Annotated in this window: 24 protein-coding genes; 12 read left to right on the top strand and 12 right to left on the bottom strand. The window is 68.0% G+C overall.

Features of this window, described 5'->3' with window-relative positions; genetic code table 11:
• Nucleotides 1-2 precede the first annotated feature (2 nt).
• Nucleotides 3-347, top strand: a complete 345-nt coding sequence (locus tag SK854_RS31435) for a Rossmann-fold NAD(P)-binding domain-containing protein (protein WP_319978748.1) — start codon at nucleotides 3-5, stop codon at nucleotides 345-347.
• On the opposite strand, the gene SK854_RS31440 is transcribed toward SK854_RS31435, so the two are convergent.
• Genes SK854_RS31440 through SK854_RS31450 form a run of 3 tightly spaced genes read right to left on the bottom strand, consistent with a single transcriptional unit; the run spans nucleotide 332 to nucleotide 2,550 of the window.
• Entirely contained in the window at nucleotides 332-697 is a 366-nt protein-coding gene (locus SK854_RS31440; protein WP_319978749.1) for an STAS domain-containing protein, read from the bottom strand. The genes SK854_RS31435 and SK854_RS31440 overlap by 16 nt on opposite strands.
• Before the next feature lie 18 nt (nucleotides 698-715).
• On the bottom strand, nucleotides 716-1,483 hold the full coding sequence (locus SK854_RS31445; protein WP_319978750.1) for an iron-containing redox enzyme family protein: 768 nt from the start codon (nucleotides 1,481-1,483) through the stop codon (nucleotides 716-718).
• Nucleotides 1,483-2,550 (bottom strand): carboxylate-amine ligase, encoded by a 1,068-nt coding sequence (locus SK854_RS31450; protein WP_319978751.1) that lies wholly within the window; start codon nucleotides 2,548-2,550, stop codon nucleotides 1,483-1,485. The genes SK854_RS31445 and SK854_RS31450 overlap by 1 nt, the downstream gene beginning before the upstream one ends.
• A gap of 49 nt (nucleotides 2,551-2,599) precedes the next feature.
• Between SK854_RS31450 and SK854_RS31455 the strand changes: the two genes are divergently transcribed.
• The gene (locus tag SK854_RS31455) at nucleotides 2,600-3,511 is read left to right on the top strand and encodes a DNA topoisomerase IB (RefSeq protein WP_319978752.1); all 912 of its coding nucleotides are present in this window, start codon (nucleotides 2,600-2,602) and stop codon (nucleotides 3,509-3,511) included.
• Here the strand turns inward: SK854_RS31455 and SK854_RS31460 are convergent.
• The 3 genes from SK854_RS31460 to SK854_RS31470 are packed head-to-tail and all read right to left on the bottom strand — an operon-like array spanning nucleotide 3,498 to nucleotide 5,159.
• Complete coding sequence (locus SK854_RS31460) at nucleotides 3,498-3,920, bottom strand: DUF4383 domain-containing protein (RefSeq protein ID WP_319978753.1); 423 nt, start codon at nucleotides 3,918-3,920, stop codon at nucleotides 3,498-3,500. The two genes, SK854_RS31455 and SK854_RS31460, sit on opposite strands and share 14 nt — an antisense overlap.
• 42 nt (nucleotides 3,921-3,962) lie before the next feature.
• A complete protein-coding gene (locus SK854_RS31465) occupies nucleotides 3,963-4,682 on the bottom strand; it encodes a SigB/SigF/SigG family RNA polymerase sigma factor (protein WP_319978754.1) in 720 nt (239 codons plus the stop codon).
• 12 nt (nucleotides 4,683-4,694) lie between these two features.
• Nucleotides 4,695-5,159 (bottom strand): SRPBCC family protein, encoded by a 465-nt coding sequence (locus tag SK854_RS31470; protein WP_319978755.1) that lies wholly within the window; start codon nucleotides 5,157-5,159, stop codon nucleotides 4,695-4,697.
• Nucleotides 5,160-5,370: 211 nt separating this feature from the next.
• On the opposite strand from SK854_RS31470, the gene SK854_RS31475 reads away from it, so the two are divergent.
• The 7 genes from SK854_RS31475 (at nucleotide 5,371) to SK854_RS31505 (ending at nucleotide 12,405) form a co-directional block, all read left to right on the top strand.
• Nucleotides 5,371-6,147 (top strand): ATP-binding cassette domain-containing protein, encoded by a 777-nt coding sequence (locus SK854_RS31475; RefSeq protein ID WP_442916867.1) that lies wholly within the window; start codon nucleotides 5,371-5,373, stop codon nucleotides 6,145-6,147.
• On the top strand, nucleotides 6,144-6,923 hold the full coding sequence (locus SK854_RS31480) for an ABC transporter ATP-binding protein (RefSeq protein ID WP_319978757.1): 780 nt from the start codon (nucleotides 6,144-6,146) through the stop codon (nucleotides 6,921-6,923). Before SK854_RS31475 ends, SK854_RS31480 begins: the two co-directional genes overlap by 4 nt.
• Entirely contained in the window at nucleotides 6,920-8,740 is a 1,821-nt protein-coding gene (locus tag SK854_RS31485) for an AMP-dependent synthetase/ligase (RefSeq protein ID WP_319978758.1), read from the top strand. The genes SK854_RS31480 and SK854_RS31485 overlap by 4 nt, the downstream gene beginning before the upstream one ends.
• Nucleotides 8,733-9,620 carry a branched-chain amino acid ABC transporter permease gene (locus tag SK854_RS31490; protein WP_093604813.1) on the top strand — a complete coding sequence of 296 codons (888 nt, stop codon included), beginning with the start codon at nucleotides 8,733-8,735 and terminating at the stop codon, nucleotides 9,618-9,620. Before SK854_RS31485 ends, SK854_RS31490 begins: the two co-directional genes overlap by 8 nt.
• 38 nt (nucleotides 9,621-9,658) lie before the next feature.
• Complete coding sequence (locus SK854_RS31495; protein WP_319978759.1) at nucleotides 9,659-10,717, top strand: branched-chain amino acid ABC transporter permease; 1,059 nt, start codon at nucleotides 9,659-9,661, stop codon at nucleotides 10,715-10,717.
• A 130-nt stretch (nucleotides 10,718-10,847) separates the two neighbouring features.
• Nucleotides 10,848-12,017, top strand: coding sequence for an ABC transporter substrate-binding protein (locus SK854_RS31500; RefSeq protein ID WP_319978760.1), 1,170 nt, complete (start codon nucleotides 10,848-10,850; stop codon nucleotides 12,015-12,017).
• Nucleotides 12,018-12,141: 124 nt separating this feature from the next.
• Nucleotides 12,142-12,405, top strand: coding sequence for a hypothetical protein (locus tag SK854_RS31505; protein ID WP_319978761.1), 264 nt, complete (start codon nucleotides 12,142-12,144; stop codon nucleotides 12,403-12,405).
• A 162-nt stretch (nucleotides 12,406-12,567) separates the two neighbouring features.
• Here SK854_RS31505 and SK854_RS31510 read toward each other — a convergent pair whose 3' ends face one another.
• The 5 genes from SK854_RS31510 to SK854_RS31530 all read right to left on the bottom strand — a co-directional run bounded on the left by SK854_RS31510 (nucleotide 12,568) and on the right by SK854_RS31530 (nucleotide 17,494).
• On the bottom strand, nucleotides 12,568-13,467 hold the full coding sequence (locus SK854_RS31510) for an alpha/beta hydrolase (protein WP_319978762.1): 900 nt from the start codon (nucleotides 13,465-13,467) through the stop codon (nucleotides 12,568-12,570).
• Nucleotides 13,467-13,772 carry a putative quinol monooxygenase gene (locus tag SK854_RS31515; RefSeq protein ID WP_319978763.1) on the bottom strand — a complete coding sequence of 102 codons (306 nt, stop codon included), beginning with the start codon at nucleotides 13,770-13,772 and terminating at the stop codon, nucleotides 13,467-13,469. The genes SK854_RS31510 and SK854_RS31515 overlap by 1 nt, the downstream gene beginning before the upstream one ends.
• Nucleotides 13,773-13,959: 187 nt before the next feature.
• The gene (locus SK854_RS31520; protein ID WP_319978764.1) at nucleotides 13,960-14,916 is read right to left on the bottom strand and encodes a hypothetical protein; all 957 of its coding nucleotides are present in this window, start codon (nucleotides 14,914-14,916) and stop codon (nucleotides 13,960-13,962) included.
• Nucleotides 14,913-16,115 (bottom strand): MFS transporter, encoded by a 1,203-nt coding sequence (locus tag SK854_RS31525; protein WP_319978765.1) that lies wholly within the window; start codon nucleotides 16,113-16,115, stop codon nucleotides 14,913-14,915. Before SK854_RS31525 ends, SK854_RS31520 begins: the two co-directional genes overlap by 4 nt.
• A 20-nt stretch (nucleotides 16,116-16,135) precedes the next feature.
• Nucleotides 16,136-17,494, bottom strand: a complete 1,359-nt coding sequence (locus tag SK854_RS31530) for a CBM96 family carbohydrate-binding protein (protein ID WP_319978766.1) — start codon at nucleotides 17,492-17,494, stop codon at nucleotides 16,136-16,138.
• A gap of 169 nt (nucleotides 17,495-17,663) precedes the next feature.
• Between SK854_RS31530 and SK854_RS31535 the strand changes: the two genes are divergently transcribed.
• Nucleotides 17,664-18,242: a hypothetical protein gene (locus tag SK854_RS31535; RefSeq protein ID WP_319978767.1), complete on the top strand. Its 579-nt coding sequence runs from the start codon at nucleotides 17,664-17,666 to the stop codon at nucleotides 18,240-18,242.
• Here the strand turns inward: SK854_RS31535 and SK854_RS31540 are convergent.
• Nucleotides 18,205-19,191 (bottom strand): PHP domain-containing protein, encoded by a 987-nt coding sequence (locus SK854_RS31540; protein ID WP_319978768.1) that lies wholly within the window; start codon nucleotides 19,189-19,191, stop codon nucleotides 18,205-18,207. The genes SK854_RS31535 and SK854_RS31540 overlap by 38 nt on opposite strands.
• 76 nt (nucleotides 19,192-19,267) lie before the next feature.
• Between SK854_RS31540 and SK854_RS31545 the strand changes: the two genes are divergently transcribed.
• Both SK854_RS31545 and SK854_RS31550 read left to right on the top strand, forming a co-directional pair.
• Nucleotides 19,268-19,921 carry a TetR/AcrR family transcriptional regulator gene (locus SK854_RS31545; protein ID WP_319978769.1) on the top strand — a complete coding sequence of 218 codons (654 nt, stop codon included), beginning with the start codon at nucleotides 19,268-19,270 and terminating at the stop codon, nucleotides 19,919-19,921.
• Nucleotides 19,922-19,971: 50 nt separating this feature from the next.
• Complete coding sequence (locus SK854_RS31550; RefSeq protein WP_319978770.1) at nucleotides 19,972-20,385, top strand: DUF3237 domain-containing protein; 414 nt, start codon at nucleotides 19,972-19,974, stop codon at nucleotides 20,383-20,385.
• Nucleotides 20,386-20,436 lie beyond the last annotated feature (51 nt).

A 20,436-nucleotide genomic window follows, 5' to 3' on the forward strand; every position in this document is an offset into this window, starting at 1 on the left:
GCATGGCTTCTGTGCTGATCACCTCGGCCGCGACCCCGGACTCGCTCGACGTGCTGGTCAACCACGGCGGGGCCGCGGAGGAGACGTTCGAGGCCGCACTCGAAGGCGCGGCCCGCGTCCTGCAGGCCTACCTGCCGCTGCTGGAGCGGTCGGCCTCCCCGGTCGTGGTGAACGTCAGCGGCCCTCAGGACTCACCGTCCGCGGCAGCGGTCAACGTGGTCACGGTGCAGTACGCGAAGGCGTTCCCGCGGATGCGGATCAACGCCGCCGAGCAGAACACCGAAGCCGTCGAGCGGTTGACGCGGATCGGACCGGACGGGCCGACCGGCGGCTACTTCGCCGAGTAGCGCTCCACGGCCTCGTCCATCGATCCCAGGATCGTGAACACCGCGTCGAGCCCGGTCGCCTCGATCGGCCGCAGCGCGGCTCGCGTCGAGGCCACCACGACGAACTCGACGCCGGTCCGCGAAGCGCGCTGCTGGCCGAGGACGAGAGCCTCCAGCCCGGCGGAACCCAGGAACTTCACGCCGCCGAGATCCACGACGATGGCCCGCTGACCTTCTGTCACGTGGGTTTCGAGCGGACCGGTCAGCTCGCCGCTGGACGTGGTGTCCAGCTCGCCGGACACGTGCAGCACGGCGACGTCCGGGGCGATCCGGTCGGCGACCACGGTGGCCAGAGCGGTGGGGTCAGGCACGCGAGCTCCTTCAGTCGGTCAGCACCCCACGTTAACCCGGCTCGAAACCAGCGGTCGACGGCCCCTCAGCGAGCTGCGGCCTGCCTGCCGGGAAACGTGGACGTGCTGGGTGAGGCGGGCGTGCAGTTCGTGGCACGCGGTGAAGCCGAGACGGATGTCGTCCGGCGGGCACTGGACGGGCAGCAGCTGCGCGAACGGGTCACCGCCGATGGTGTCGACCGCGGTCAGGAACCCGACCAGGGCGCCGACCAGTCGCCGGTGCAGGCCGAACAACGACAGCGCGTTCGCGAGGGCCAGGGTGGGCGCGGGCATTTCGTCGACGCCGACGGACGGTTCGAGATCGCGCAACGTCACGGTGAACAGCACGGAGTGCGTCCGCTCGGAACGAGTGCCGTACGCGTCGCCCTGGATGTCGCGCAGCACCGACCGCATCTCGCGGCGCGGCTGCCAGAACGAGTGGTGCCGGCGAAGTTCGGTCACTCCCTCCGGCGGCAACGCGGCGGGCGAGGTGACCTCGGTCAGCGACCGCAGCGCCTCTTCCCAGCGCGCCTCCAGGGCCGCGTGGAACTGGGCCAGCGCGGGGTGGTCCTCCCAGCCGGAGGCGACGTCGTCGAAGCCGCGCATCCGCAGCTCGTAGCAGATCCAGAGCGACAGCTGCAGGTCGTCGTCGAGCCACGTCTCCCTGGTGCCGCCGCTGACGAGCAGCGCGGGCCGCGGTGGGGGCGGCAGCCGCAGTGCTGCGACCAGGGCGGAGCTCATGTGGCCGCGGGGACCGGGGAGGCGCATCAGGTTTCCTCACGCGTTCGGGCGATCAGCATGTCCACAAGGGACTCGGGGTCCGGGCAGCGTCGTTGTCGAGCGGCACCGCAGCCGTTGTGGCGCAACCAGTCCAACTGCTGCTCCACAGTAGACAGAGTGCCACGATCGCGCAGCGCGACCGCGACGTGCTCGACGAGCGAAGTCGCCCGGTCGAACGCGGGGGAGAGTTTTCCGGTGTGTGGATCGGCGGCCAGTCCGTCGACCCCGTCGCGCGACGCCCGCCAATATGCCGCTCGCAGCACGGAATCGTCCACCCGCTGTTCGGAGGGTTCCGTCACGACGAGGGCCCGGACCAGCTCCGCGAGAACCGCGACTTCCGTTGCCAGCTGCGGAATGTCCGCGACGCGCACCTCGACCGTCGGATGATCGGCGGAGGGGCGGACGTCCCAGTACACCATCGCCCTGTCCATCAACGCTTCCGAGCTGATCAACGCGTCGACGGTCCGGTCGTAGTCGGCGGGGTCGTTCCAGAACGGCGGCGGCCCGCTCACCGGCCAGCGCGACCACACCATCGACCGCCAGCTCGCGTACCCGGTGTCCTCTCCCTGGGAGTACGGGGAGTTCGCGCTCAGTGCCAGCAACGTCGGCAGCCACGCCCGCAGCTTGTTCGACGCCGCCACTGCTTCGGACTTCGATGAAACACCCACGTGCACATGCAATCCGCACGCGCCCGTTCCCGATACGAGTCTTCGGTGGGAGTACTCGATCCGGTGATAGCGGGGGTCATCCGATCCGGGAGGGGGACCGGCCTCGCCGATCGGCGGCATGCCCGTCGCCACGAGCCGGCACCCGGCCTCGCCGGCGGCGTCCACGAGCACCCGCCGTCCCTGCCGCACCTGCTCGTCCAGTTCCTCGAAGGACGAGGTGACACCCGTGGCCACCTCGATCTGGAACGGCGTCAGCTCGCCCTGCACGTCGAGGTCGCCGGGCGCGCTGGAGATCTCCCTGACCCGGGGCGCCAGTGCCACCGGCCGCCGCGAATCGGGATCTACCAGCAGGAACTCCTGTTCCACGCCGACCGTGTAGTGATTCATCGCGGGGCGGGTACCCGCGTTTCATGGTGATCAACCTCGGAGTGGCCGGATGAGACTGAGGCGCAGCAGGACAGCTGGTCCCGGATGGACGCGGCGCAGGCACGGCCAGGGTTTCCGCTACCTGGACGAGGCAGGCGAGCCACTGCTCAAGGAGGACGTCGACCGGGTGAAAGCCCTGGTCATCCCACCGGCGTGGCGGGACGTGTGGATCTCGCCGCACCCCAACGGCCACATCCAGGCCGTGGGTGTGGACGACGCCGGCCGCCGTCAGTACCTCTACCACGAGAAATGGCGGGCCGACCGCGACACGGAGAAGTTCGTCCGGGTGCTGAAGCTCGCCCCGAAGCTCGCCGGGTTCCGCGAGCAGATCGAGAAGGACATGAGGTCGCGCGGCTCCAAGAGGCTGCTCGCGATCGCGTTGCGGATGCTCGACCTGGGCATCTTCCGCGTCGGCAGCGAGGAGTACGTGGAGGAGAACGGCTCGCACGGCGTGTCGACCCTGCTGTGCGAACACCTCTCGGTGACCGGCGATCGGGTCCGGTTCCGGTTTCCCGCCAAGTCCGGCGTCGAGGTCGACGAGGAGGTCACCGACCCGCGGCTCGCGCGAGCCGTCCGCACGCTCGTCAAGGACAAGCCGCCGGACTGCCGGGTCTTCGACCTCACCGCCGACGACGTGAACGAGCGGTTCCGCGAACTGGTCGGTGACGAGTTCAGCGTGAAGGACCTGCGCACCTGGCACGCCACGGTGTTCGCCGCCCAGGCCTTCGCGGCACAGCCCAAGCCGTCGAAACGAGCGGTCGGCGAGGTCATGAAGGAGGTCGCCGAGAACCTGGGCAACACGCCGTCGGTGGCGCGGAAGTCCTATGTCGACCCGCGCCTGGTCGAGGCGTTCGAACAGGGGAACGTCATCGGCCGGGGTGATCCGGAACGGGCGGTCCGCAGGTTGCTCACGCAGGCTTGAGGGCGGCCCGGTCGCACTGCCGGCACCACGCGGCACCCTGCGCCGCGGCCAGCGCCGAGAAGCCGGCGAACAGGTGCAGCGCGTTGCTGCCGGGATTGACGTTCAGGAAGTTGACGACCTCGTCGTCGTAGCGGGCCAGGCCCAGCCCGAACAGCACCAGGAACGCCACCGCCACCAGCAGCGCCGTCCCGCTCAGCGCCTTCAACCGCGGGGCGGCGAGCAGCAGCGCGACACCGAAGACCAGGTGGATCACGTTCTGCAGCGGGTTGACGCGCAGCCAGAGGACCCAGGTCTCGGACTCGCCGGCGAAGGAGGAGAAGCCGGTCACGAAGAACCCGGCCACTCCCCACAGCACGAGCAGCGAGCCGGTGCCGATCGCCAGCTTCTGGGGCCACCGCAACCGGTTCATGAGTTCAGTATCGCCAGAAACGGACATTCCCGCTCGCTCATTTCACTCTTCCGCCAGCAGGTCGTGCCGCAGCTGCTCCAGTGACTTGGTGAGCAGCCGCGACACGTGCATCTGGGAGATGCCGACGCGGCGGGCGATCTCGGTCTGGGTGAGCCGGCCGAAGAACCGCAGGACCACGATGGTCCTCTCGCGCCGGGGAAGGCCCCGCAGCATCGGCTGCAGGGCCTCGTGGATCTCGACGCCTTCCAGCGCCGGGTCGTCGACGGTCGAGCCTTCCAGCGAGTCGAGCGGCGCGAACGCCACGTTCTTCTCGATCCGCAGGCCCTCGTAGACGTCGGTGAGCGACACCCCCAGGTGCCGGGCGATCTCGGAGGGAGTGGGAGATCGCCCGGTGCGGTGCGACAGTTCGGCGGTGGCTCCGTCGATCGAGTCGCACAGCTCCTTCAACCTGCGGGGGACCCGCACCGCCCAGCACTGGTCGCGGAAGTGGCGCCGCACCTCGCCGGTGATCGTGGGCACGGCATAGGACAGGAAGTCCGTCTGCCGGCCCACGTCGAACCGGTCGATGGCGTTGATCAGGCCGACCGCCGCCACCTGCGCGAGGTCTTCGATCGGCTCGCCGCGTTCACTGAAGCGGCGAGCTATGTGGCGGGCGAGGGGGAGGTACTCGCGCACCAACCGGTCCCGCAGTGCGTAATAACACTGCGAGTCACGGGAGGTGCGGGCGAGTTCCTCGAACGCCGCGTGCTGGTCTGGCGTCAACGCACACCGCGATCAGACCTGGGGCGGCGGCGTCACGTCGCCACGCCAGGCGCCTGTCTCGGTACCGCGGTTCTCGATGAACTCCTTGAACCGCTTCAGGTCGCCCTCGACCCGGTGGCCGACCACGCCGAGCGCGGCACCGGCCTTCTCGGTGAGGGTCTCCGGGTCGTACTCCATCTGGAGGTGGACCCTGGTCGTGTCGTTGTCGAGGCGGTGGAACGTCACCACGCCACCCTGTGGCGGACCGTCGACCGTGGTCCACGCGACACGTTCGTCCGCGTGCTGCTCGGTGATCTCCGCGTCGAACTCGCGGACGACGCCACCGATCTTCGTGGTCCAGTGGGTCCTGGTCGGCGTGAGCTGGTCGATCTTCTCGACGCCGTCCATGAACGCCGGGAAGGATTCGAACTGGGTCCACTGGTTGTACGCGGTGCTCACTGGCACGTGGACATCCACCGACTTCTCAATGGTGGTCACGAAACCTCCTCCTTCGATTGGTGTCGTCCCGTGAGTACCCGTGTCACGCGCCGTTACACATCGGTGACAAGTCCACTCTGGACAGTCACGTAAAGTGACGAAACAGTCGCCTTCTGCGCATCACGAATTCGCCCACAGTGGTCAAATCGCTATGTGATCCATGTAACAAGAGCGGCATACTGCGCGGTATGTAAACGCCCCCTAGGAGGCGCTGGTGCTCGAGGCGAACAACCTTGAGGTTGTCTACGACGACGTGATGCTGGTGCTCCGAGGCGTGAGCCTGCAGGTGCCCCAGGGCAAGGTCGTGGCACTGCTCGGAGCCAACGGAGCAGGCAAGACGACGTTGATGAGGGCCTTCAGCGGCCTGCTCGACGTGCACGACGGCAAGGTCACCAAGGGCTCGATCACGCTCGACGGTGAACCGATCCACCGCCTCTCACCGGCGAAGATCGCGGACCGGGGCATCAAACAGGCTCTGGAGGGCCGCAGGATCCTGGCCGAGCTGACCGTCGAGGAGAACCTCAAGGTCGGCGGCCACGCGAGACCCAAGCGGCTCAAGCAGAACCTGGACCGCTGCTACGAGCTCTTTCCGCGGCTGCTGGAAAGGCGAAGACAGAGCGCGGGCTATCTGTCCGGCGGTGAGCAGCAGATGCTCTCGATCGGCCGGGCGCTCATGTCGGAACCGTCCTACCTCCTGCTGGACGAGCCCAGTCTCGGCCTCGCGCCGTTGCTCGTGCAGCAGATCCGCGACCTGGTCGTGAAGATCAACGAGCAGGGCACCACGGTCCTGCTGGTCGAGCAGAACGCCAGCATGGCGCTGTCCATCGCCGACCACGGCTACGTGCTGGAGACCGGCAAGGTCGTCATGGACAAGCCGGCCGAGGCGCTTCTCGCCGACGACGACATCCGCGAGTTCTACCTCGGTCTCGGCACCTCCTCGTTCCGTGCGGTCAAGCACTACAAGCGCAGGAAGAGGTGGCTGTCGTGAGCGTTCTGGAGGTCACCGACGTCCGGCTCGCGTTCAACGGGGTCGTCGCCGTCGACGGGGTGTCGTTCAGCGTCGAGGAGGGCGAGCTCTTCGCCATCATCGGCCCGAACGGCGCCGGCAAGACGTCCATCTTCAACGTCCTGAGCGGCGTCTACCGGCCGCAGCAGGGCACCGTGCGGTTCCACGGCGACGACCTGATCGGCATGCGGCCGCACCGCATCGCCGCGCGGGGCATGGCCCGCACGTTCCAGAACATCGAGCTGTTCTCCCACCTCACCGTCGTCGACAACCTCATGCTCGGCCGCCACAACCACATGCGGTACGGCGCGCTGTCGGCGTTCTTCTGGCTCGGCAAAGCGCGCGACGAGGAGCTGAAGAACAGGGCCGCGGTCGAGGACGTGATCGACTTCCTGGAACTGGAACAGTGGCGCCGGTTCCCGGTCGGCCTGCTGCCCTACGGCGTGCAGAAGCGCGTCGAACTGGGCAGGGCGCTCGCGATGGAGCCCAAGCTCCTGCTGCTCGACGAGCCGGTGGCCGGCATGAACGTCGAGGAGACCGAGGACATGGCCCGGTTCATCCTCGACGTCCGCGAGGAGCTGAACATCCCGATGATCATGGTGGAGCACGACATGGGCCTCGTGATGGACCTCGCCGACCGCGTGATGGTCATGGACTTCGGCCGCCCGATCCGCACCGGCACGCCCGCGGAGGTGCAGCAGGATCCCGACGTCATCCGCGCGTACCTCGGCGAGCAGCACAAGAGCGTGACGCCATGACCACGACGGTAGTCACGCGCGTCAAGGACAGGGCCGTGAGCACGCCCGATCAGATCGCCTTGCGGGCCAAGGACTTCGGCATCTGGCAGGAGGTCAGCTGGTCCTGCTACTGGGCGAACGTCGAACTGGTCGGGCACGCGTTGCTCGCACTGGGCCTGCAACCGGGTGAACGGGTCGCGATCCACTCCGAGAACCGGCGCGAATGGCTCTACGCCGACCTCGGCATCGTCGCGGCCCGGGGCATCACGGTCGGGCTCTACCCGACGAACCCCGCGTCCGAGGTCGCCTACCTCCTGTCGCACTCCGGCGCGCGGATCCTGATCGCCGAGGACCAGGAACAGGTCGACAAGGCGTTGCTGGTGCTGGAGGACACGCCCGACCTGGAATGGATCGTCTACGTCGAGCCACGCGGGATCAAGGGCCGCTACGACAACCCGAAACTCCTGGCCTGGGAGGACTTCCTGGCGCTGGGCGCGCAGCACCGCGACTCGTTCTCCGGTGAGCTCGCCGACCGCATGGCGCAGACCGAGCCCGACGACGTCATGACGTTGATTTACACGTCCGGAACCACCGGACCGCCCAAAGGCGCGATGCTCACCGTCGCCAACGTCGAGTTCGCCGTCCACGTGCTGGTGGAGGGCGGCGGTTTCACTTCGCCACCGCCGTCCTCCACTGACGTCACACTGTCCTACCTGCCGCTGTGCCACGTGGCCGAGCGCATCTTCACGACGTGGTTCAGCGCGGCCAGCGGTGTGCAGGTCCACTTCGCCGAGTCGATCGAGACGGTGCAGGCGAATCTCCGCGAGGTGCAGCCGACGATCCTGTTCGGCGTTCCGCGCATCTGGGAGAAGGTGCTGGCGGGTGTCACGATCGGGGTGTCGTCGGCTTCCCGGCTCAAGCGCACGACGAGCCGGTTCTGGCTCAAGCGCGCGGAGAGCATCGGCGAAACGCTGGTGCACAACGGCGGCAGGCACACCGGCAGGAGCCGGTTGATCTACGCGCTGGGCTGGCTGTTCTGCTTCCGGGCGCTGAAGGCCAGGATCGGCATGCGGCACGTCCGGTACGCGGCGTCCGGAGCCGCGCCGATCGCGCCGGACGTGCTGAAGTTCTTCATGGGCATCGGGGTGCCGATGCACGAGGTCTACGGCATGACCGAGAACACCGCCGTGGCAACGGGAAACCGGCCGGGACGCGTCAAGATCGGCACGGTCGGCGAGCCGCAGCCCGGCACCGAGCTCCGGATCGACGAGGAGACCGGCGAGATCCTCACCCGGCACGGTGGCACGTTCGCGGGCTACTGGCAGGACCCCGAGTCCACCCAACGGGTGCTCAGCGACGGCTGGCTGCACACGGGTGACGTCGGCGAATGGGTCGACGGCACGCACGTGAAGATCACCGACCGGATGAAGGACATCATCATCACCGCGGGCGGCAAGAACATCGCGCCGTCCGAGCTCGAGAACGCGCTGAAGACCTCCCCGTACATCAAGGAGGCCGTGGTGATCGGCGACCAGCGGAAGTACCTGGTGGCGCTGATCGGCATCGAGTTCGAGACGGTCGGGCACTGGGCCCAGCAACGCAGGATCACCTACACCACCTACCGGGACCTGTCGGAGAAACCCGAGGTCCTGGAACTGGTGCAGGAGATCGTGACCGAGGCGAACGAGAAGTTCGCGACGGTCGAGCAGATCAAGAAGTTCCGCATGTTCCCCAAGGAGCTCGACCACGAGGACGGCGAGCTGACCGCGACGCAGAAGGTCAAGAGATCCGCGCTGGGCAAGATGTTCGACGACCTCGTGGAGAGCATGTATGGATGAGTTTCTCCAGTCCTTGATTCGGGGTCTCGGCACCGGATCGATCTACTCGTTGCTCGCGCTCGGCTTCGTGATCATCTACAAGTCGACGCAGGTGATCAGCTTCGCGCAGCCGGCGTTCATGCTGGCGGGCGCGGTACTGGTTTCGTACCTCTCACCCGCGGTGTCCTTCGTCGGGGCGGTTCTCGTTGCCGCCGTGGTGATCGCGGTGCTGGCGCTGGGCGTCGAACGCACGGTGCTGCGGCCGATGGTCGGCAAACCGGTGTTCGTGGTCGCGATCATCACCATCGGCGTGGACGTCGTGGTGAGAGTCGTGACGAACGCGTTCATCGGCCTCGACGTCCGTCAGGTCGGCGACCCGTGGGGCCTGAACACGGTGAACTTCCTGGGCGCCGAGGTGCAGCAGCGGTATCTCGTGATGATCGCGACGACCGCGGTCGTGACGGTCGCGTTGTTCGCGTTCTTCCGCTACTCGCGGATCGGGCTCGCGATGCGGGCGGTCGCCTACGACCAGGAGGTCGCGCTGGCGCAGGGGATCTCGGTCGGCTCGGTGTTCGCGCTGTCGTGGGCGCTGGCGGGCGGTCTCGCCGCACTGGCCGGTGTGTTCGTCGCGACGGGCGCGGGTGTCGACCAGCAGCTCTGGATCGTGGCGCTGAAAGCCCTGCCCGCGATCATCCTCGGCGGCCTGGAGTCGTTGGGCGGGGCGGTGGTCGGCGGGCTCGCGGTCGGTGTCGTCGAGTCGCTCTTCGGTACTTACCAGGGTGATTTCGCGCCGTGGCTCGGGTCGAACTTCGGGCTGGTCGCGCCGTACGCGTTGATGCTGCTCGTTTTGCTCGTCAGACCGTACGGACTGTTCGGCAAGAAGGAGGTGGAACGGCTGTGAAGGGTCGTCCTGAGCTGTACACCTCTTACAAACAGGACATGGGTTTCCTGAACACGCGTCCCAAACGCGCGTGGACCAGTGGACTCGTCGTTGTCGCCCTGGTCCTGCCGTTCATGATCACCGACGACCTGTTGCAGCTGCTCGCCACCGGGTTCGTGGCGGCGATCGGCGCGATCGGGCTGAACATCGTCACGGGGTACGCGGGCCAGGTCTCGTTGGGGCACGCGTTCTTCCTCGCGATCGGTGCGTACACGGCCGCGGCCCTCAGCGGTCCCGAGACCGGGCGGGTGATCGGCTTCGGCATCACGTCGCTGCCGATCTGGCTGCTGGCCGCGGGGCTGGTGGCCGCGCTCTTCGGCGTCTTGGTGGCGCCGGTGGCGGTGCGGCTGCGGGGCCTCTACCTCGCGATCGTGACGCTGGGGCTGGTCTTCCTGGGAGAGCACGTGTTCCGGGAGTGGACGTCGCTGACCGGCGGCCCAGGGGTCGGGCGGCCCGCGGCCGTGCCGGAGCTCTTCGGGGTGCGGCTGGACCAGGACAACGGGATGTTCACGGCGGCACAGCAGCTGTACCTGCTGATGTTCGTGCTGCTGGTGATCTTCGGTGTGCTGGCGCGGAACCTGGTGCGCTCGCGGGTCGGGCGAGCGTTCGCGGCGGTGCGGGACCGGGACCTGGCCGCGTCGGTGATCGGCGTCGACCTGACGAAGTACAAGGTCCTGGCGTTCGCGGTGTCCTCGTTCTACGCGGGTGTCGCGGGCGCGTTGTTGTTCGTGGTGAACGGGTTCTTCGATCCGGGCTCGTTCAGCCTGCTGTTGTCAGTGCAGTACATCGCGATGGTGCTCATCGGCGGCGCGGGCACCATCTCCGGAGCGATCATGGGCGCGCTCTTCATCACCCTGCTGCCACGCATCACCAGGGAGCTCCCCGCGGTGCTGCCGTTCATCAGTGGTGACGCGACCGGCGTGATCACGGTCTTCCAGCTGGAAGCCGTGCTCTACGGCGTGCTCATCATCGTGTTCCTCATCGTCGAGCCACGCGGGTTGTTCGGCATCTGGGTCCGCGTCCGCAACTACTGGCGCACCTGGCCGTTCTCGTACTGAGGAGAGAATCCCCATGTCCGGTAAGAGACTTGCAGTGATATTCGTAGGGGCATTGCTTCTTGCCTCGTGTCGAGGAGGGGATGGCGCCGCACCTCAGGAGGGTGCGGGCGGCATCAAGGTCGACGTCGGCGTGACGAAGGAGGCCTGCCCCAACGCCGTCGACAAGTCCAAGGGCTGCATCTACCTCGGCACCATCTCGGACCTCACCGAGGGCCCGTTCAAGACCCTGGCCGTTCCGATCACGGACTCGCAGAAGGCGTTCTGGAAGCGCGTCAACGACAAGGGCGGCATCGGCGGCTACGAGGTCGACGTCACCAAGTACGTCAAGGACAACAAGTACAACCCGCAGATCCACAACCAGGTCTACCAGGAGATCAAGGGCAACGTCCTGGCGCTGACCCAGACGCTGGGCTCTCCCACGACCGTCGCGATCCTGCCGGACCTCGAGAAGACCCCCATGGTCTCGGTGCCGGCGTCGTGGACCTCGTTGTGGGGCCACGAGGAGGTCGTGCTGGAGTCCGGCGCGAACTACTGCGTCGAGTCCATGAACGCCGTCGACTACGCCACCGAGAAGATGGGCGTGAAGTCCGTCATGGCCGTGCACAACGCCGGTGACTACGGCGACGACGCGGCGGCCGGGACGAAGATCGCGGCCGAGAAGCGCGGGCTGACGTTCGAGAACGTGACCACCACGGCCGGCCAGGACAACCAGGGCGGTGCGATCGACGCCGTGGTGTCGAAGAAGCCGGACCTGGTGATCCTGACGACCGGACCGACCGACGCGGCCGTGATCATCGGACAGGCCGCCGCCCGTGGCTTCAAGGGCAAGTTCATCGGCACCTCGCCGACGTGGAATCCCGGTCTGCTGAAGTCGCCGGCCGCGCCCGCGATCAAGGCGCTGTACATGCAGTCGGCGCCGTGGAAGTCGTGGGGCACCGAGTCCGTGGGCCACACCGCGATGCGTGCCGCACTGCCGGGTGTGACGCCGAACGACGGCTACACCGCCGGTTGGGTGTGGGCGTACCCGCTCAAGGCCGCACTGGAAAAGGCTGCCTCCAACAAGGATCTGACGCGTGCCGGTGTGCTCGCCGCTGTGCGCCAGCTCACCTCGGTGGACTACGAGGGCATGCTTCCTTCGGGTGCGGGCAATTTCTCCGCTTCGCCCCAGGACGCACTGTTCCGTCAGTCGACCCTCTACAAGCCCGACGACGCCGCTCCGACCGGAGTGACGCTGGTAGAGGACTTCTTCACCGGTTCCACGGCAAAAGATTTCAAGTTCGAGAAGCCCTGCTACCAATGAACCGAACGGGTGACACCCGACGCTGAAAACGGACATCGCTGACTAGGCTCGCTGGTGAGCTTGTAGGAGGTTGTTAGCGGTGTTGTCGTGCGTCGAGGTTCGCCGATCCGCTGGAGGACTTCGGTTGTTCGTTCGTCCCCTGGCCGCGTCGCGTTGGAGCGCGCGGCTGGGGTACGAACGGGTGGCGGAGTTGCTGGCGGCGATTCGTCAGGCGGAGTCGTGCACCGTGCCGGACGTGGAGTTGCGGTACGTGCCCGACCAGCGCACCGGCGAAGCGGTGCTGGCGTGCGAGACGGGGTCCGTTCTGCTGGACGCCGACGAAGTGTGCGCGTTGCACGACACTCTCCGCGCACACATGCCGGACCGGATGCGTCCGCTGCCCGCCTAGGCCGTGTCCTGCAAGTCTCGTCGGGCGATAGTGGCGGCCGAGGGCCCCGGAGACGGCACCGCCGCAGCACCTGAATACGGGCCCGGTATGAAGGCGCTGCGGCGGCACCGCCTCCGGGTCTCTCGCCCGCGCCTCTCGCCGGACGAACTTGCAGGACACGGCCTAGCCCAGTTTGCGCGCGAGCCACTCGGTGCGGGTTCGCCTCGCAGTGACGGAAAGCCGTGCGTCCGGGTAGAGCGCGTCGAAGCCGTGGAACCCGCCTGCCCACGTGTGCAGTTCGGCGTCTCCTCCCGCCGCCCAGATCCGGGTGGCGTAGTCGACGTCCTCGTCCCGGAACACCTCCGCGGTCCCGGTGTCGATGTACGTGGACGGCAACCCGGACAGGTCCTCGGCCAGAGCCGGTGACACGTGATGGGGAACGTCCGCGAGATCACCGAGCACCGACCGCCAGCCGAACTCGTTCATCTCGCGCGTCCACACCGCGGGATCACCGGAGTACTGCGCGCTGGACGTGGTGTTGTTGCGGTGGTCGAGCATCGGGCAGATCAGCACCTGGGCCGCGATCTCCGGTCCGTCCAGGTCGCGGGCCATCAACGTGACTCCGGCGGCCAGGCCGCCGCCGGCGCTGATGCCCGCCACGACGACCTGGTCGATGCCGAGCGACTCCGCGTTCTCGACCGTCCACAACAGACCTCGGTAGCAGTCCTCGACGAGCGTCGTGCCGGTCGCCTCCGGTGCGAGGCGGTGCTCCACGGTGACCACGACGACGCCGAGTTCTGCCAGCCACTCCAGCGGAATGTCGATCTGCGAGAACCGGTCTCCCATCACCATGCCGCCGCCGTGGATCCAGTAGACGCACGGCGCGGGTTCGGTGAGTTCCTCGGGGCGGAAGACGGTCAGCGTGATCTCGCCGAGCGTCACGTCGTGCTGTTCGGCGTCGGTCTTGAACGGCGGCGACGGCATCTGGCGGATCTGCTGGACCAACTCGTGGGTGAGCTCGGTCCCCAACGGCACGTCGGCGAGCAGCGTGCGCAGTTCGGGGTCGAGGGCGGGGCGGGACATCAGAACGCCGCCTTGCCGCCGACGGGCAGTTCGGCGGAGTACGTGGACTCGCCGGCCAGCAGGGTCTGGAGGTTCGCGACGAGCGCCTGCGCCTCCTCGGTGGCGAAGAACGCGCTGTGCGCCTCGGCCGTCGTCCAGCCCTCGGTCACGTAGACGACGTCCGGGTCGGTGGTCGAGCGGCCGACCAGGAAGACCACGCAGTCGTCGTTCGTCAGCGACGGCGTGTCGAGCAGGAACTCGATCACCTCGTCGCGCTTGCCGGGCTGTGCGGTCAGGGTGGCGTGGAAGCCGTGCTCGACGCTCATCTGTTCCTACCTTCTGTTCGTTTCGCTGTTCTGGCGATGGACTCATCAGATCAGCTTGAACAGGGGTGACAGGAGATCGATGCTGTCGCGCTCTTGCCCAATCCTGCCGGAGTGGCGTATTCACGCTCAGCACCACGATGCACCCTTCTGACCGCGAATCCACCCGGCAACGTTCCGGACCACGCCACTAACTGATCGGCGCCGGTGAGCTGGCTTCGGGGACGAGGACCGCGGGCGTGCCGGTGCCGTCCGCCGGGACTGCCCACACGTCGTTCAGGCCGTCGTCGCGCTGGATGCCGTACGCGACGGTCCTGTCGTCGACCCAGGCCGGTTGGTCGTCGACGCTGCGAGTCTCGGCGAGCTCGGTGATCCTGCGAGACGCCAGATCGAGAACGGACACCCGCCAGCCCTTCTGCGGGTCGCCGCCGACGGCTTTCTTGTAGGCGATGCGGGTGCCGTCCGGGGACAGCGACGGGCACTCGACGTCGTCCGCGTCGGTCAGCGGGCGGACCTTGCGCGCCGCGAAGTCGCCTTCGAGCAGGTAACGGTGTCCGCCGGTGGACATGGTGGCGTAGAAGCGGTTGTCGTCGGCGGTGAACGTGACGCCCCAGTAGTTCGTGTCGACCGGCCGCTGCGGCATGCCCTCGACGGCGAACTCCTCCAGGGACGTGACCAGCGTGCCGGTCTTGGTGTCGAGGATGCCTGTGCTGGTGGAGAACCCGTTGGCGGCGTAGGAATGCCCGTCGACGAACAGCGTCCACGCCACCATCCGGCCACTGGCCGACACCCGCGTCCGGTTCGGGAAACCGGTCAGCGGAACGGTTTTGAGTTCCTTGAGATCGCTGTCGAGCACGGCCAGTTCGCTGGCCTTCAACGCTCCGGCAGGACGCAGGCAGGAGATCGTGCCCGCGGCCGAGTACACGCGGTCGCAGCGCTGTTCGGTGACCTCGCGCGAACCGGCAGGGTCGGTGCGGGACACCGTGGAGAGCTTGCCGTTGCTCAGGACCATCAACCGCGGCCCGGCACCGGCCGGCACGGACTGCGCGGCGCCGTCCGGGGTGGCGCCGGACAGCGCGGTGTAGCCGACGGCGACGCCGCCGAGCAGGACGGCGGCGGTCAGGGTGATCAGCAAACGCTTGTTCATGAGCGGCGTCCCAGCAGTGCGGCGGTGGCGATCAGGGCGCAGACCACCGCGCCGGCGGCGATCCTGGTGGCGGCCTCGGGGCTCCAGAACTGCCAGGCGAGGCCGAACAGCACGGACGAGCCGAGGTAGGCGAGCGCCTGTCCACTTTGGATCAGCGCGATGCCGGTGGTGCGCAGGCGTTCCGGCAGGACCGGGCCCGCGAGCGCCATCAGCACGCCGTCCGTGCAGGCGTAGAAGACGCCGTACAGCAGCACGACCAGCACGAGAAGCGGCCAGCCGCCCAGAGGTCCGTGCAGCAACAGGTAGACGACGGTCAGCGCGCCGTACCCGGCCAGCATGACCTTGAGCCTGCCGACCCGGTCGGCGAGTGCGCCCAGCGGTGCGGCGAGCAGCAGGTAGACCAGGCTCGTGCCCACGGCGAGCAGCGGGAACCAGCCGAACGCCAGCCCTTCGCGCTTCTGCAGCAACAGGTACACGAACCCGTCGCCGATGGTGACCAGGCCGAGCAGCGACGCGGCCAGCACGATCTTGCGGACGGCCGGGTCCCTGAGCAGGGAGAGCTTGAGAGGTTCTTTGCGCCGCACGGGCTCCGGCCGGTCCCGCACGTAGAGCACGAGGACCAGCACGCCGAACGCGGCGATGCAGGAGCTGGTGACGAACACGGCGTCGAACGACTGGGCGGAGGCCGCGAGCACGGCCATCGCGACCAGCGGCCCGGCGAACGCGCCGATGCCGTCCATCGCCCGGTGCACGCCGAACGCCCGGCCCAGGTCGCCGCTCGGTGTGGAGAGGGTGATCAGCGCGTCACGCGGGGCGGTCCGCAGACCCTTGCCCGCACGGTCGGCGGTGATCACGAGACCCAGCGCGGTCAGGGAGTTGCCTGCGGCCAGGAGTCCGAGCTTGGCCACGGCGGACAGGCCGTAACCGAAGCCCGCCACGGCCTTGCGCTTGTTCGTGCGGTCGGCGAGATAGCCGCCGGCGAGTCTGAGGAGCGTGGTGGCGCCGGTGTAGACGCCGTCGATCAGCCCGTACGCGGCCGGACTGAGCTGGAGGCCGATGACGAGGTACAGCGGCAGGATCGCGGCCACCATCTCCGACGAGACGTCGGTGATGAGGCTGACCGTGCCGAGCGCGAAGACGTTGCCGCTCAGCCCTTTCCAGTTCGCTGACTTCGGTTTGTCGATCGTGGACAGGTACATCAGCGGCCTCCAGCGGTCCGTCAGTGGCAGTTGGTGGTGCCGCTGTCGGTGTAGGTCTTGCCCGCGACCGGGACGAACTGCCAGTCGAAGCTGTTGCTGTGCAGCGTCAGCTTCAGCACGCCCTGGGTGCCGGTGTTGCGGGCCTCGCTGTTCGGCCTGATCGTGCCGAAGCCGTAGGCACCGGCGCCGCCCATACCTGCGACGAACGTCCTGATGCCACGCGAGTTGTCCAGCCCGCCCGTGGGGTTCTGCGGGGCGAACCGCTCGTACTGGTGGTTGTGCCCGAAGACCACCACGTCGGCGTTGGCGTCGTACAGCGCCTGGAACAACGGCCGGGTGGCCGTCGAGGGCGCGTGGTTGGCACCGCTGGTGAACAGCGGGTGGTGCCAGTACGCCGCGGTGCACGGCTTCGTGCTCGCCGCCAGGTCCTGGCGCAGCCACTGCTCCTGCGCGCTGCCCGCCGACATGCTGATGTTGGAGTTCAGCGACACGATGTGCCAGTTGCCGAGGTCGTAGGAGTAGTAACCCCGGCCCGACGGCCCGGCCAGTGCGCCGAAGTAGTTGTAGTAACCGGTGGCGCCACTGGTGTTGTAGTCGTGGTTGCCCGGCGACGGCTTGGTGCGCGCCTTGTGCCGGCCCCACGTGGGCTCGTAGTAGTTGGCGAACTCCGAGGCGGTGCCGTTGGTGTAGGCGTTGTCGCCCGTGGTCCAGACCGTGCCCTGGATGTTGTCCAGCAGCGCGGCCGTCGCGGTGTCACCGGAACCGGAGTCGGCGATGTCGCCCGCGCCGACCCAGACCGGGTCGCCGGGAGGCGGGATCGTGCCGTCCGTGACGACGAGCTGAGGTGCGGTCGACCCGCTCTCGCGCGAGTCGTAGTCGGCGCCGTCCGTGCTGCTGGACGTGATGCCGATGCTGTAGGTGCCGTTGCCCGTGACGTAGCTGGTGACGTCGACCTCGTACCAGGCGTTGCGCACGACCGAGCCGAGGGAACCGAGCGTGGCGCCGTCGATCGCGGGCTGGTTGGCCCAGGTCACCGCGGTCTCGGTCCAGCTGACGGTGGACATCGCCCGGAACGTGCCGCCGTTCGGGCTTTCCGCGCCCGAGACGTCGTCGGTGTGGATGCGCAGCTTGGCGTTGCTGACGCTGCCGGTGATCCCGGAGACCGTGAACTTGAGGAACGACCGCTTGGTCGGCGAGTTGTCGATGCCGAGCTGGCCGGACGTGCCGTAGTTCGTGCCGGTCGACCCGTTGTCGACGTAGGTGTCGGCGGTGGGGGTGAACGTGGTTGTGGCAGCCTGAGCCGCGGTGGAGGCGGTGAGTGTGGCCGCCGTGACGATGACGGTGGAGAGCACGGCTAGGGGAGCCCTGCGACGTGACATGCCTGTCCTTGTGGTGGTGGGCGGACATGGGCCGTCGCGAAGGGTAGGGCTCAAATGAGCCGCACGCGGTGATCGTTTGGCGGCTACTGGGTGAACTGCCGGAAAATCCCCCTCAGGGGTGGCTGCGGCACGGAGGTATTTCCGCTCCGGGGAAACGCTCAGTACAGGTATGGGAGTCGAGGTCCACGACCCTCGCTGGCTCGCCGCCGTGCCGGGAGCCGAGCTCGTGGTCGCGCTGGACGAGGTGAGCGGGTACGCCGCCGACGGGCACCGCGTGACGGTGTTGATCGATCTAGTGCCGGACAACGTGTTCCTGTTGCGAGGCCTGGCCGCCGAAGCCGTGGGGGAGGGCGCCCGCAAGGTGCGCGTGCGGCCGTACGGCGTCGATCGGGTCGACCTGGTCTACGCGGCCGTGGAGCTGAACCGGATCGCCGAGGACGCCGCCGTCGAGGTCCAGTTCGACGTCACGTCCGCCGCCCTGCTGCGAGCGGACCCCTCGGCGTTCGTGCGGGTCGATCCGCTCGTGGTCACGGCCGACGGAACGGTCGTGCCGATCTGCGCGGGCCTGGAGCGGTACGCGCTGGGTTCACTGGGGTCGCTCGACGACCTGGTGGCCGCGTGGGACCCCGAGCCCGTCCGCGACCTGTGCCGGGTGGCGCTGACCCGCGCGCTGGCCGACACCGGGCCGCTCGTGTCCTGGTACGAGCACCTCACCCGGACAGCAGCCGGGATGCGGGCCGGGTGTTGATCACGGTGTCCGGATCGACACCGCACTCCTCCGCCCGCGCGCAGCCGTAGTTCAGCCAGTCCAGCTGGCCGGGCGCGTGCGCGTCGCTGTCGATGGAGAACGTGCACCCGGCGTCGACGGCCAGGCTGAGGAGCCTGCGCGGGGGATCGAGCCGTTCCGGCCGTGCGTTGATCTCGACCGCCGTGCCGTGTTCTGCGCAGGCCTCGAAGACCTTCTCCGCGTCGAACTGGGACTCGGGGCGGCCCTTGCCGACGACCAGCCGGCCCGTGCAGTGGCCGAGGATGTCGACGTGCGGGTTCTTGACCGCGTTGACCATCCGGCGCGTCATTTCGTTGCGGGGCATCTTCAGTTTCGAGTGGACGCTCGCCACCACGACGTCGAGCCGTGCCAGCAGGTCCTCGTCCTGGTCGAGCGAGCCGTCGTCGAGGATGTCGACCTCGATGCCGGTGAGGATCACGAACGGCGCCAGGTCGGCGTTCAGCTCGGCGACCACCTCGAGCTGCTTCTCGAGCCTGTTCCTGCTCAGTCCATTCGCGACGGTCAGCCGCGGCGAGTGGTCCGTCAGCACCATGAACTCGTGGCCGAGATCGCGCGCCGCCTCGGCCATGTCCCTGATCGGACTGCCGCCGTCGGACCAGTCGGAGTGGACGTGGCAGTCGCCCTTCAGCTTCGCCCGCAGCTCCTCGCCGCCGGTGATGTCGACGTGCCGCAGCTTCGCCAGATAGGCGGGCTCGCGATTCGCCAGCGCGTCCGCGACGACACCGGCCGTCGACTTGCCGACGCCCTTGAGATCGGTGAGCGTGCCGAGCTTCGCGCGCTTCTCGACGTCGGCGGGGTCCAGCTCGGCGAGGACGGCGGCCGCGTTGCGGAACGCCTGGACGCGGTAGGTCGGCTCGCCGGCTCGTTCCAGGTGGAAGGCCACCTGCTTCAACGCCTTGACCGGATCCATACCTCTTCCTACCTCATCCGGAACCATCACGCGGTTTTTGTTGTTGGAGCTCCAGCGATCAACCATGATGTCCGCCATGTCCCCACGTCCGGCCGGTGCGCCACCGGCGACCGGAGCCGGTTCCCGGCGAAAGCGGAGCAAGGGCGACCTGACCTCGCAGGCCATTCTCGACACCGCCGAGCACCTGCTCGAGACGCGGTCGCTCGACGACATCGCCGTCGACGAACTGACCTCCGGCGCGGGAATCTCCCGTTCCACCTTCTACTTCCACTACGAATCGCGCGAGGCCGTGCTGTACGCGCTGTCGGAACGGGTCGCGGAAGGCCTGTACGACTCGGCGGCGCTGTGGCTGCGGCGGGGCAGTGAACCGCCGGAGGATTCGATCCGGCGCGCGATCGCGGGCACCGTGGCGTTGTGGCGGGCGCACGGTCCGGTGCTGCGCGCGGCGGTGCGGGCGCGGGACACGAGCGAACTGATGCGCGGCTTCTGGTCCGGGGTGGCGCGGCGGTTCGTGGACTCGACGGCGCAGCAGATCGAGATCGAGCGGGAGGCCGGGATCGCGGTGCCGGGTCCGCCGGCCGCGCGTGCTCTCGCCACCGTGCTGGTCACGATGAACGAGTCCATGTGTTACAGCCTCTCGCTCTCGCGGAGGTCGGCGGCGCGCGACCGCGAGGTGGTCGAGACGCTGACCGCGGTGTGGCTGCGTTCGGTGTACGGGGTTCCCCAGTAGATAAGCGGCGTTCGTTGTTTCTCGACACCGTGTCGAATAATTTCGCCGCCATGGAACTCGTGCCCTTGGGCGTCATGACCGCGCAGTTGCGAAAGCCTTTGAGGTTGCCGAAAACGCCTGTCGGCGATCGTTTCATCTACGAGGTCGAGTCGGGAACGTTCTCCGGCGACCGGATTTCCGGTGTCGTGCACGGCTCGTCGAGCGCGGACTGGCTGACCATCGGCCCGGACGGCACGGCGACCCTCGACGTGCGCTCCGTCCTGCGCACTCACGACGACGCGTTGGTGTATTTGCACTACTCAGGGCGGGTTGACGTCTCGAATGGCTTCGGCGCGCCGCTGTACGCCGCCCCGTTGTTCGAGACCGGCGACGACCGCTACCGCTGGTTGAACCGCGTGCAGGCCGTCGCGAAGGGCGTTCTGGACGGTCTCGTGCTGACCTACGAGGTGTGCGAGGTGCGGTGAATTTCACCCGACCTTCGGGGGTGTCGATCGGGTCGTCCACTGCGGAAGCGT

The sequence above is a fragment of the Lentzea sokolovensis genome, assembly GCF_033949975.1.
Lineage (GTDB): Bacteria > Actinomycetota > Actinomycetes > Mycobacteriales > Pseudonocardiaceae > Lentzea > Lentzea sokolovensis.